This window comes from Amycolatopsis sp. NPDC052450 (genome assembly GCF_044547565.1).
GTDB lineage: Bacteria > Actinomycetota > Actinomycetes > Mycobacteriales > Pseudonocardiaceae > Amycolatopsis.
The window spans coordinates 215715-227774 of the sequence record NZ_JBIUAQ010000001.1 but is presented as its reverse complement, the minus strand read 5'-3'; the positions used below and the strand labels follow the sequence as shown (position 1 = coordinate 227774).

At 70.3% G+C, this 12060-nt stretch carries 11 protein-coding genes; 8 read left to right on the top strand and 3 right to left on the bottom strand.

What is annotated here, in order from left to right; all coding sequences use genetic code 11:
* Positions 1–111 precede the first annotated feature (111 nt).
* Positions 112–822, top strand: a complete 711-nt coding sequence (locus ACIHAO_RS01160; RefSeq protein WP_396554182.1) for a hypothetical protein — start codon at positions 112–114, stop codon at positions 820–822.
* A gap of 3 nt (positions 823–825) precedes the next feature.
* On the opposite strand, the gene ACIHAO_RS01155 is transcribed toward ACIHAO_RS01160, so the two are convergent.
* Positions 826–1959 (bottom strand): hypothetical protein, encoded by a 1134-nt coding sequence (locus ACIHAO_RS01155; RefSeq protein WP_396554181.1) that lies wholly within the window; start codon positions 1957–1959, stop codon positions 826–828.
* A gap of 120 nt (positions 1960–2079) precedes the next feature.
* Here ACIHAO_RS01155 and ACIHAO_RS01150 point away from each other — a divergent pair, with 120 nt between their 5' ends.
* A complete protein-coding gene (locus ACIHAO_RS01150; RefSeq protein WP_396554180.1) occupies positions 2080–2847 on the top strand; it encodes an SDR family NAD(P)-dependent oxidoreductase in 768 nt (255 codons plus the stop codon).
* A 362-nt stretch (positions 2848–3209) separates the two neighbouring features.
* On the opposite strand, the gene ACIHAO_RS01145 is transcribed toward ACIHAO_RS01150, so the two are convergent.
* The gene (locus ACIHAO_RS01145) at positions 3210–3890 is read right to left on the bottom strand and encodes an MgtC/SapB family protein (protein ID WP_396554179.1); all 681 of its coding nucleotides are present in this window, start codon (positions 3888–3890) and stop codon (positions 3210–3212) included.
* Between the two features lie 60 nt (positions 3891–3950).
* On the opposite strand from ACIHAO_RS01145, the gene ACIHAO_RS01140 reads away from it, so the two are divergent.
* The 6 genes from ACIHAO_RS01140 (at position 3951) to ACIHAO_RS01115 (ending at position 9773) form a co-directional block, all read left to right on the top strand.
* Positions 3951–4433: a PepSY domain-containing protein gene (locus tag ACIHAO_RS01140; RefSeq protein ID WP_396554178.1), complete on the top strand. Its 483-nt coding sequence runs from the start codon at positions 3951–3953 to the stop codon at positions 4431–4433.
* Between the two features lie 71 nt (positions 4434–4504).
* On the top strand, positions 4505–5263 hold the full coding sequence (locus tag ACIHAO_RS01135) for an ABC transporter ATP-binding protein (RefSeq protein ID WP_396554177.1): 759 nt from the start codon (positions 4505–4507) through the stop codon (positions 5261–5263).
* Positions 5263–7797 carry an FtsX-like permease family protein gene (locus ACIHAO_RS01130; RefSeq protein WP_396554176.1) on the top strand — a complete coding sequence of 845 codons (2535 nt, stop codon included), beginning with the start codon at positions 5263–5265 and terminating at the stop codon, positions 7795–7797. Before ACIHAO_RS01135 ends, ACIHAO_RS01130 begins: the two co-directional genes overlap by 1 nt.
* A gap of 58 nt (positions 7798–7855) precedes the next feature.
* Positions 7856–8419, top strand: a complete 564-nt coding sequence (gene pyrE / locus ACIHAO_RS01125) for an orotate phosphoribosyltransferase (protein ID WP_396554175.1) — start codon at positions 7856–7858, stop codon at positions 8417–8419.
* A 293-nt stretch (positions 8420–8712) separates the two neighbouring features.
* Positions 8713–9105, top strand: coding sequence for a DUF2784 domain-containing protein (locus ACIHAO_RS01120; protein ID WP_396554174.1), 393 nt, complete (start codon positions 8713–8715; stop codon positions 9103–9105).
* Between the two features lie 14 nt (positions 9106–9119).
* Positions 9120–9773, top strand: a complete 654-nt coding sequence (locus ACIHAO_RS01115) for a TrmH family RNA methyltransferase (RefSeq protein WP_396554173.1) — start codon at positions 9120–9122, stop codon at positions 9771–9773.
* Between the two features lie 95 nt (positions 9774–9868).
* Here ACIHAO_RS01115 and ACIHAO_RS01110 read toward each other — a convergent pair whose 3' ends face one another.
* Positions 9869–12004 (bottom strand): molybdopterin-dependent oxidoreductase, encoded by a 2136-nt coding sequence (locus ACIHAO_RS01110; protein ID WP_396554172.1) that lies wholly within the window; start codon positions 12002–12004, stop codon positions 9869–9871.
* Between the last annotated feature and the right edge of the window lie 56 nt (positions 12005–12060).

The window sequence follows — 12060 nt, the reverse complement described above, 5'->3', positions numbered from 1 at the left end:
AGCGATTTGTCGACGTTTCGGCCGGTCTTCGGGGCACGGCACCGAAAGGGGTGGCGCGACACGGCGCCCGGCGATCACATCCGGTGCGGGCAGGGGGATACCCTGACCGGCGTGGGTATTCCGGCGTGGATCTGGTTCGTCATCGCCGCCGTCGCCTTGGTGGCGGGGCTGGCGCTGCTCGCGGCCGACCGGGCGAAGGAGGGCTCGCGCAATCGCGAGCGAATGCGCTGGGCCGAGCTGCGCGGCTGGCAGTTCGTCGAAGAGGACGAGCGGCTGCCGCGGCAGTGGTCCAACGGCGCGATCGGGTACTTCGGCGCGCAGTTGGCGGTCAACGTCGTGGCCGGGTCCACCTTCACTTCCGACGGGCGGCGCCCGGTCTTCATCTTCGACATCGAGACCGAGGGCCAGATCCCGGCGGTCGTGGTCGCCGTCCGGTGCAACCGTGTGCACGAGGTGCCGCTGGAGATGTGGCTGTCCAGCGTGCCGTTCCAGCGCCAGGACATGCCCGAGATGCTCGGCCCGATCGGCCAGCGCTACGCCTTCGCCGACGATTCCGAGGGCGCCCGCAAGGTGATCACGCAGGACCTCGTCGACGCGGCGGACTCGCTCGGCGGCGACGTCGGCGTGGCGTGGCTGGAGAACGAGTGGGTGCTCGCGAGCGTCGCCCCGAACGCCGGGCCGTCGCGGCTCGAGCGGCTGCTGCGCGACCTCGGCGAGATCGCCGACATCGTGGACCCGTTCGACGAGGAGTACGACAACGCCTCGACCCCGGGCCGCCACTGGCAGGCCGAGGCCGCCGACGACATCGAGCCGCAGAACTAGGCGCTAGGCCCGCTCGAGTTCCAACGGGAGCGCTCCGGCGGTCGCGCCGGTGTGCCACGACTGACCGAGCACGGTCAGATCCAGCGTCCCGGACTGCGTCACCCGACCCGCCTGTGCGGGATCGGTGGTCGGCAGGGCCCCGCGCAAGGTCGTCGTCGTGGTTCCGCGGGCGGACGCCACGTCGCCGATGCCGAGCTCTCCGCTGATCCGGTGCGAACCGGCGCCGGTGATCCCGGCGCCGTGCTGTGCCAGCTCCAGGTCCTGTCCGGTGGTCACCAGCCCGGACGACGGGCCGATGGTGCCGCCGAGAGCGTGTTCCTGGCCGAAGCCGGTGCCGGAGCCGACGTCCAGCGGCAGGAGACCCTTGAACCGGCCGTTGCCGTGCTGCGCCGACGTCGTCCCGACGGCGGCGAGTTCGCCGACGTCGACGGCGTGCCCGGAAGACCGGCCGGCCTCCAGCACGCCGCCGAGGTCGCCGGAGAAACCGCCGTCGAGCCGCATGGCCCGGTCGAGGCCGCCGCCGGCGTGCTGTTCCGTCTCGTTGATCACGCCGACCCCGGGCAGCGGCCGGACGGCGTGATAGGTCCCCTCGGCCGCGCGGAGACCGCGGCTGTCCTCGGAAACAAGGGTGGGGACGCCGGTGCGCGGGTCGAGCGCGGCCTCGGTCAACCGGGTGCCGGTCCGCTCGAGCTCCGTCTCGTTCCCGGCGACGACACTGCCGTAGCGGTCTAGCTTCACCGCTTCCCGCTGGCCTTGCTTGACGGCTTCGGCGGTCTTCGCGGCGGCGAGCACGCCGACCTTGTCCGGACTGGCCGTGACACCTTCGCGGGTCTCGACGGTCTCGCTCACCGACCGGCGGACGTCCGCGACGGCTTTGACGTCGCCGACGTCCTTGCTGAAGACGTCCCGCTCGGTGTTGGTCAGGAAACCGCGAAAGACGGATGTGTCGCCTTCGCTGGTGAAGCCGACACCGCGATCGAGGGTGTCTTCGCGCTGGTGATCGAGTGGAAGCGGGATCGACGGATCGGTCTGGGCGGCGAGTGCGCCGGCCGGACCGGCGAACAACAAGGCCAGTGGCGCCGCGCCGGCCGCGACTTTGGGCAGGTAGCTCGGCTTGCGCCTGCTGTGCTTCCCCATGGGGGCGGACGATACTTCCCGACTTGAGCGATTGCACGTCAAATCCCCACGGTGGGTGACCCCCACACTCGCCCCTTCAGGCACTCTCCACCGAACCCGACCGGGGAGTAGGTTCAGGGCATGACACCGACCGCACTGATCACCGGCGCCACCGCCGGCATCGGCGCGCAGTTCGCGCGCAGGCTCGCCGCCGAGGCGTACGACCTCGTGCTCGTCGCCCGCGACGTCGACCGGCTGGAGAGCTTCGCCGCCGAACTGGTCGATGCGCACGGCGTCGACGTCGTCGTCCTGCCCGCCGACCTGTCCGAAGTGGACGGACGTGCGCTGGTCGAGACGCGGCTGGCCGAAGAGCCGGTGGACCTACTGGTGAACAACGCGGGCTTCGGGCTCAACGGCGATTTCTGGACCATCCCGCCGGACGCGCTGCAACGCCAGCTCGACGTCAACGTCACCGCCGTCCTGCGGCTCACCCGCGCGGCGCTGCCGGGGATGATCGACCGCGGCGAGGGCGCGATCATCAACGTCAGCTCGGTCGCGGGCTTCTTCAGCGGCCGCGGTTCGACGTACACGGCCAGCAAGAACTGGGTCACCTCGTTCACCGAGGGCATCGCCGCCTCACTGCCGGAGAACATCCGCATGATGGCGCTCTGCCCCGGCTTCACCACCACGGAGTTCCACGAGCGGGCCGGACTGGCCAAACCCGGGCCGAAGGCGTTCTGGCTCGGCGTCGATCAGGTCGTGGACGAGGCGCTCGCGGATCTGCGCCGCGGCAAGGTGATCTCGGTGCCGAGCCTGCAGTACAAGGCACTCGTCGCGGTCGGGGGGCTGCTGCCGCGCGCGGTGCTGCGGAAGCTCGGCGGCGGTTTCGGCGGCAAGGGCCGCACTTAGCCGCTGTCCTGCAAGTCGTGTTCGCGGTCTTCGAGCCCAGGTGTCGCGAAAGCCACTTTCGGGACCCCAGGCGTCGCGAAAGTGGCTTTCGCGACCCGCTCCGACTCGCCGAGATGCCTTACCACTGTCCATAAGGGACACTTTTCACCAGGCCCGATTAGCCTGGTTCGCCCGGTTCCGCTAGGGCTCGTGAGTGGTAAGGACGGTTATTGAGGGGAAGGTCGAATGTGTCCGATGCGGCGAAGGACGCCTTCACCCCTTGGGGCTACGGTGGCGAGCCCGTTCGCCCGAGGGTGGCGGGCGGAGCGAAGACGTAACTCGCGTGCGTGAAGACGTAACTCGCGTGTCTGGAGGCCGGCACGCTAGTCGTCGTCCGCAGTTTCGATCGACCGAACGCCGTCTGCCCCGGCGAGCACGGTGGGCGCGGCGGTGGCATCGGGACCGGTGAGGTCGAGCGTCACCGTCACCTCACCGTCGCGGTCGTCGGCGATCCGCAGGGAAGTGATCGACCATCGATGGCTGGTGCAAAGCGCCAGCAGATCACGCAGAACCCCTTGCCCGTCCACGTAACTCACGCGGAGCCTGGTCGTGCGCGTGCCGCCGGGAAGCCGTGCGGTCAGCCGGGTGAAACCGAGCACCACGACGAAATGCATGGCCGTCACCACGACGGCCAGCAGCAGCAGTCCGGCGCCCGCGGCCATGCCGATGGCCGCGGTCTCCCAGACGGCGGCGGCGGTGGTGAGTCCCCGGATCGCGCCCTGTCTGGTGATGATCAGCCCGGCGCCGAGGAAACCGACCCCGGAGACGATCTGCGCGGCGATCCGGGACGGGTCGAGCACCACCTGCCCGGTCGCGAGGATATCGCCGAAACCGTACTTACCGACCAAAAGGATCAGCGCGGACGCGGTGCCCACGATGGTCTGCGTCCGCAGTCCGGCGCTCTTGCCCCTGAGCTGCCGTTCCAGTCCGATCGCCGCCGACAGCGCGAACGCCGTCGTCAGCTCACCGATCTGGAGCCAGCCTTGTCCGTTGGAGACCATCACCCCACATTGTCACCCCGCGGAAGACGGTTCGAGCCCCTGCCGGGCGGGTACGCGTGGATCATGAAGTCATCACTTCTTGTCATCGCGGTGGCGCTGACGCTGGCCGCCTGTTCCACCGAACAGGCGCCCGCCCCGGCGGCACCGGGGCCGGTCGAAGCCCAGCCGGTGAAGGCGATCCAAACGGCGGCGGGCGCTTTGCCCGACGGTCGGGTGTTCGATGTGGAGCCCGCGAACGACGGGTGGGAGATCAAGGTCGCGTCGCACGGGCAGGAACACAAGGTGCGGGTGAGCCCGGACGGCGGCCAGGTCCTCGGCAAGCAACAGACGGCCAAGCCGAGCGACGACTTGGCGAAGGTCGAGCAGGCGGGTGTCGACGCGGTCAAGGCGCTTCAAGCCGCGCAGCAACGTCAGCCGGGCGACCTCGACGAGATGGAGGTCGACTACGCCGCCGACGGCACCCTTGTCTGGGAGGTGGGGCTCCGCGACGGCAAGGGGATCGAGCACGACGTCAACGTCGATGCCAGGACCGGCGCGGTGAGGTAGGGCCCGCCCCACCAAGGAGACGCACGTTCGCACCAGGGTGTGTCCGGCCGGGAATTCCTAGGGTTTTCCCCATGAACACTGGGTGGAACGGTGACGCGGTCCGGCTCGACGGCGTCCGCAAGGAATACGGCAAGGGCGTCGTCGCCCTGGACGGGGTGACGCTGGCGTTCCCGCGCGGCGGTTTCACCGCGCTGATGGGCCCCTCGGGCTCGGGCAAGAGCACCTTCCTGCACTGCGCGGCCGGGCTGGACCGGCCGACGTCGGGGTCCGTCGTACTCGACGGGCAGGAACTGGCCGGGATGAACGAGGCGAAGCTGACGAAGCTGCGCCGCGACCGGGTCGGGTTCATCTTCCAGGCATTCAACCTGCTCCCGGCGCTGACGGTCGAGCAGAACGTCACGCTCCCGCAGCAGCTCGCCGGCGCCAAACCGGACCGCCGGGTCGTCGAGGAGATGCTGACCCGCGTCGGGCTTTCCGGCCGCCGCAAGCACTTTCCCGGCGAACTGTCCGGTGGGCAGGCACAGCGCGTCGCGATCGCGCGGGCGCTGGTCACCCGGCCCGCGGTGGTCTTCGCCGACGAGCCGACCGGCGCGCTCGACACCCGCACCGCCGCCGAGGTCCTCGCGCTGCTGCGCGATTCGGTCCGGACCACCGGCCAGACGGTGATCATGGTGACCCACGATCCGATGGCCGCCTCCTACGCCGACCGCGTCATCTTCCTCGCCGACGGCCGGATCGCGGACGAACTGCACGCGCCGACGGCGGACGTCGTCGCCGAACGCATGATCCACCTGGGTGCCTGGGGCAGCCAGGTCAAGGCGGGTGCGTGATGCTGCGACTCGCCTTCCGGACCCTGCGCCTGCGCAAGGGCGGCTTCATCGGCACCTTCATCGCCGTCTTCTTCGGCGCGCTGATCGTCGCCTCCTGCGGAGGCCTGATGGAGACCGGGATCCGCGGCAACGCGGAACCCCAGCGCCTCGCCGCCGCGCCGATCGTCGTCACCGGCGGCCAGACCTTCGCACTGCCCAAGGCGGATCCCGCCTCCCTCGACGCCGATGACAAGCGCAAATTCGAGGACGCGCGGCTCCCCGAGCGTGTCCGGCTCGACGACGGACTGGTCTCCCGGTTGCGGTCCGTTCCCGGCGTCTCGAACGTCGTCGGTGAAGTGAGTTTCCCGGTCGCGGCGGGCGGGAAGCCCGCCCTCGGCCACGCTTGGGACTCCGCCGCGCTGACCCCGTACACGCTGGCCGACGGGGTCGCGCCCGCCGCGGGTGAGGTCGTCGTCGAGTCGACGTCGGGCTTCAAACCCGGCGACCGGATCGACGTGGCCGCCCACGGCGAAATCGAAGGCTTCCGGGTGTCGGGCGTGGCCGGTGCGCCGCGTTCGATCACGCAGGCCGCCATGTTCTTCTCCGCCGCCGACGCCGCCCGGCTCTCCGGATACCCCGGCAAGGCCGACGTCATCGGCGTCTTCACCGACCCGGGCGCCGACACCGAAGCGGTGCGGGCGAAGGTCGCCGAGGTCGCGACCGGGGCGAACGTCCTGAGCGGGATCGACCGCGGCGTCGCGGAGTTCCCCGAGGCCGATTCGAGCGGGACCAACCTGATCGTCATCGCCGCGGTGTCCGGTGGGCTTTCGGTGATGGTCGCGATGTTCGTCGTCGCCAGCACACTCAGCCTGTCCACCCAGCAGCGTTCGCGGGAACTCGCGCTGATGCGGGCGATCGGCACGACCCCGCGCCAGCTCCGGCGCATGGTGCTCGGCGAAGCGCTGGCCGTCGGCCTGCTCGCCACCGCGCTCGCCGCCGTCCTCGGTCCGTTGCTCGGCGAGTGGCTGTTCGGGCAGCTCGTCGAAAACGGTGTGGTGCCCGGGGTTCTGCAGTTCTACCAAGGCTGGCTGCCCGCCGTCGTCGGTGCGGGCGCCGCGATGCTCGCGGTGTTCATCGCCGCCTTCTTCGCCGGCCGCCGCGCCGGGAAGATCCGGCCGACCGAGGCGCTCGCCGAGGCCGCGGTGACCCGCCGCTGGCTGACCCCGACGCGGGTCGTGTTCGCCGCCCTCTGCTTCGGCGGCGGCACCGCGCTGGCCATCGTGACCGTCGCGGTGATGACCGGCCCGATCGCGGCCAGCACCGCCGGGCCCGCGGTGATCCTCTGGGCGCTCGGCGTCGCGATGATCACCCCCGGCGTCGCCAAGGTGATGACGGCGATCCTGCAGTGGCCGATGCGCCTGTTCGGCGGGATCTCCGGGCACCTCGCCGTGCTCAACACCCGGGCAGGCATCGTCCGGGCGGCGGGCGCGGTCACCCCGATCATGCTCGCCGTCGGGATCGCGACCGCGAACATCTACCTGCAGACCACCCAGCAGGAGCTGGCGAACCAGGCGTTCACCGAAGACGTCCGCGCCGACGCCGTGATCGCCGCCGCGGCGGGCGGGCTGTCCCCTGACCTCGTCCAGCGGATCCAGGCGGTGCCCGGCGTCGCCGGAGCGTCCGAGTACGTCACCAGCAGCGTGTTCCTCGAAGAGCCGTACGACTCCTCCGACGAGGGCCGTCCGGCGATCGGTCTCACCGCCTCCGGCGCGGCCGCGACCACCGACACCAAGGTGACCCAGGGCGACCTGAAGGCGTTGACCGGGATGACCGTCGCGCTCCCCGAGGTCTTCGCGAAGGACTTCGGCCGCGGTGTCGGCGACAAGCTGAGCCTGCGGCTCGGTGACGGTACCCCGGTCGACGTCAAGGTCGTCGCGGTGACCAGCCAGCGCCCCGGTTTCGAGAGCCTGCTGCTCCCGGCCGGTCTGCTGGCCCCGCACACCACCGCCGGGCTCGCCCAGCAGATGCTGGTCCGCGCCACCCCGGACGTCGATCCGGCGGCGCTCACCGAACGGCTCCGCGAGGCGACGGCCGGGGAGCCGGTGTCCGTCGGCGACCGGGACGCGCTCGTCGCGGCGCACGCGAAGGACCAGGCCGTCGGCGCGTGGGTGAACTACCTGCTGGTCGGGATGATCATCGCCTACACGGTGATCTCGGTGGCCAACACGCTGGTGATGGCGACGGTGCGGCGACGCCGCGAGTTCGGTCTCCAGCGGCTCACCGGCTCCACCAGGGCGCAGGTGCTGCGGATGGCCGGCTACGAAGGCGGGCTCGTCGCGCTGCTCGGGATCGTGCTCGGCACCGTCGTCGCGGCGGGCTCGATCGTCCCGTTCTGCCTGGTGGCGACCGATTCCCTGCTGCCGATGGGCTCCCCGCTGATCTACCTGTCCATCATCGGGCTCGCCGCGGCACTCGCGCTGGTGGCGACCCTGGTCCCGGCCTGGCTGGCGACCCGCGGGCAGGCCGTGGACGCCGCGACGTCCGGCAGTGACTGAGCGCACTGCGGGAAACACCCCGGTGGTGCGCCGCGAGCCGTGTGTAAGACTCTCGGCCGTGGCGTACCCCGGTGTTGATCAAGCGGCGAAACTCGAACTGGCGAGACTGGTCGGCGAACTCTCCGTCGTGCACGGCAAGGTGACCTTGTCCTCTGGCAAGGAAGCCGACTACTACATCGATCTCCGGCGGGCGACGCTGCATCACGCGGCCGCCCCGCTCATCGGGAAGCTGCTCCGCCAGCTCACGCACGACTGGGACTACGTCGCCGCCGGCGGCCTGACCCTCGGCGCGGACCCGGTGGCGCTGGCCATGCTGCACTCCGCGGCGACCGACGGCGTCGTGCTCGACGCGTTCGTCGTCCGCAAGGGCGCCAAGGCACACGGCATGCAGCGCCGGATCGAAGGCGTCGAGGTGCTCGGACAGCGCGTGCTGGCCGTCGAGGACACCTCGACCACCGGCGGCAGTGTGCTCACCGCCGTCGAGGCGCTGCGCGAGGCCGGCGCGAACGTGGTCGGCGTCGCGACCGTCGTCGACAGGGACACCGGAGCGCGCGAGGCCATCGAGAAGGAAGGCCTCGAATACCGCTACATCCTGAACAAGGACGACCTCGGTCTGTCCTGACGCCTGCGGTGAACCCGCGTCCGCGATCGACGTCGGCAGGGCGCTGCTCGGGCATTCCCCGTCTCGACGGCGGATCAGGCGCCCTGCCAACGCGATAGCGGGGCCTTCGGCCGGGGCGGATTCACGCGTTAGGTCGCCTTTCGGACCCATCTTCGGCTCCGCCCACTGTCGCTGAGTAAAGCGTCCCGAACGGGGCATCCTCCGTGGATCAGGAGGATGCCCCGCTTTTTCGTGAGCGTTTCTCAATGCGAGAGGGGTAACGTCGCAGGTAGGGGAGTGAAAGGGGGCTTGAAGTGGCGGGTTTCCTGGCGAACGTGACAGTCGCGGTGCACATTTTCGCGCTGTTGTTCATCGGATTCGGTGGTTTTCTCGCGTGGCGGTGGCCGAAGGTGATCTTCGTGCATGTGTTCTTCGCCGCATGGGGGGTACTCGTCAACGTCTTCCCGTGGCCTTGCCCGCTGACGGCGGCGGAGAACTACTTCCGCCACCAGCAAGGTCTCGGCGACCTGCCCGGCGGCTTCAACGCCTACTACCTGTACGACACCGTGTTCCCGCGCTCGTCGCTGCCGATCGTCGTCGTGGTCGCGATGGCGACGGTGATCATCTCCTACATCGGCGCGTACCAGCGCTGGCGTCACCGCCACCACGACGGGGACGCACCGGCGCACCGCGTCAGCATGGGCTGAGTGACAATCACCGAGTGACTGAGGAAGAAGCCGGTCCCACCGAATGGGTGGCGAAGGAAGAGGTCGGCGTCGGACCTTGGGAGGGCGAGTGGCCCTCGGACGAGCGCTACGACCCGGAACTCCTGGCCAACGGCGACCGCCGCAACGTCGTCGACCCGTACCGCTACTGGCGGCGCGAGGCCATCGTGTCCGATGTGGACAGCCGTCGGCACCCGTTCCACGTGGCGATCGAGAACTTCCAGCACGACCACAACATCGGCACCGTGGTCCGGACGGCGAACGCGTTCGCCGCGGCGGCGGTGCACATCGTCGGGCGGCGGCGCTGGAACCGGCGCGGCGCCATGGTGACCGACCGCTACCAGCACCTTCTCCACCACGAGGACGTCGACGGGCTGCTGACCTTCGCCGCGACGGAGGGGCTCGCCGTCGTCGCCGTCGACAACACCCCCGGCTCGCAGCCCGTCGAGACCGCCGAACTGCCGCGTGACTGCGTCCTGCTGTTCGGCCAGGAAGGGCCGGGCTTGTCGGCCGAGGCACAGAAGACGGCCGCGCTGGTCGTCTCGATCGCGCAGTTCGGCACGACCCGCTCGATCAACGCCGGCGTCGCCGCCGGGATCGTCATGCACGCCTGGATCCGGCAGCACGCCGACCTCACCCAAGCCTGGTGACCCGAACCCCCCGCAATTAGTCACCTACTTGCGGCTCTTCCGCAGGCGATCAGGCGCGAGTCGCAGGCCGCAAGTAGGTGACTAATTGCGGGGGGCTAGACGGGGGTCACCTCCACCGGGATGCCGTTGAGCACGGCGGTTCCGGACGGGACGTCGAGCAGGGTCTCGTCGGCGACCAGGTTCGAGTTGACCCCGGCGTGCGCGGCCGCGACCCGCGTGCGCGTGCCGTCGACGTCGTGACCCCAGCCGTGCGGCATGCTCACCACGCCGGGCCGGACGTCGGCCGTGACCTCCACCGGGGCTTCCAGCTTCCCCGCCCGCGACGTCACCGACGCGAGCCCGCCGTCGGTCAGCCCGAGCCGGGAGGCGTCGTCCGGGTGAACCTGGACGGTGCACCGGTTTCCGCCGCGGACCAGCGGCGTCAGGTTGTGCATCCACGAGTTGTTCGAGCTCAGGTGCCGTCGTCCGATCAGCAGCAGACCGCCGTCCGGTGCCTTGTCCAGCTCCGCTCGCAGCCGCGGGACGTCCTTCGTGATCGCGTCCGGGGCCAGTTCGACCTTCCCGCTGGCGGTGGTGAGTACCTCCGGCAGCCGCGGCTTCAGTGCGCCGAGGTCGATGCCGTGCGGGGCGGCTTCGAGGTCCGCCAGTTTCAGCCCGTACGGTCCGCCGCGCAGCATCAGGTCGATCATCCGCGCCGGTCCCGTGCGGCCTTCGGCGAGCGACAGGTCGACGCCGGTGCGCCGCGCCGTTTCGCCGGCGACCATCGTGTCGAAGGCGGCGACGTCGACGTCCGGGCCCTGGCCGGCGGCGATCCCGGCCATCCGCAGCAGGGTCACCCACTCCTGCGGCAGGTCCGTTTCGAGCGGCGGCGGAGTCCAGTTCGCTACGTTGCGCACGGCGAGCGCGTACAGCGCGACGTCGTAGTGCGGCCGCTCAAGCGGTGACGGGCCGGGCAGGATGACGTCGGCGTGCCGTGTGGTCTCGTTGAGGTACACGTCGAGCGAGACCATGAAGTCCAGTTGCCGCAACGCTTCCGTGAGCCGCGCGGAGTTGGGCGTGCTCAGCGCCGGGTTGCCGCTGATGGTCACCAGCGCCCGCACCCGGCCCTCGCCGGGTGTCTCGATCTCGTCCGCGAGCGTGGCCACCGGCAGTTCGCCGAGCACCTCGGGATACCCGCGTACCCGGCTCGTCCAGCGGCCGCTGGTGAACGGCGAGGACCGGCGCGGCCGCCAGAGCGCGGGCAGCGGGAACATCACGCCGCCTTCGCGATCGAGGTTGCCGGTGAGCGTGTTGACGACGTCGACCAGCCAGCTCGCGATGGTGCCGAACGACTGCGCCGTGGTCCCCATCCGGCCGTACACCGCGGCGCGCTCGGCGTCCGCGAGTTCGAGTGCGATGCGGCGGATCTCGGCGGCGTCGATCCCGGTCGCGGGCGCGACCGCCTCCGGGGTGAAGGGCTCCGCGAGCACGCGAACCTCGTCGACGCCGTTGACGTGCTCTCCCGGATCGACCCGGTTCTCCGCGAACAGGACGTTGACCAGCGCGAACAGGAACAGCGCGTCGGTGCCGGGCCGGATCGCGTGGTGTTCGTCGGCGAGCTGGGCGGTCCGGGTGCGGCGCGGATCGAGGACGACGATCTTGCCGCCGCGCTTCTGGATCCCGCGCAGCCTGCCCCTGGTGTCGGCCGCGGTCATCAGGCTTCCGTTGGACACCAACGGGTTCGCGCCCAGGATGAGCAGGTGCCCGGTGCGGTCGAGGTCGGCGACGGGAATGGTCTGCGGGTCGCCGAAGAGGTAGCCGGAGGAGAAGTGCTTCGGCATCTGGTCGACCGTGGTCGCGGTGTAGAAGTTCTTGGTGCCCAAGGCTTTGAAGAACACGCGGCCGTAGAGCACCAGTGCCGCGTTGTGCACCGTCGGGTTGCCGGAGTACACCGCGACGGCGTTCTTGCCGTACTCGTCGATGATCGGCCGGAGCCGCCGGTCGATCTCGGCGAACGCCTCGTCCCAGGTGACTTCGACGAACTCGCCGTCGCGTTTCACCAGTGGCGCGGTGAGCCTGTCCGGGTCGTGATGCAGCGCGCCGAGCGAAGCGCCCTTCGGGCAGATGTAGCCCTGCGAGAAGACGTCCTCGCGGTCACCCTGTACGCGGGTGACCAGGCTCTTCTCGTCGATCGTCACCTCCAGCCCGCAGGTGGCTTCGCAGAGCGGGCAGGTCACGTGCGCCGTGGTCATGAAGCACCTCGCGGGTTCGGGAGTCCTCCCAACATACTGAGCGGTATGTCAGCGGG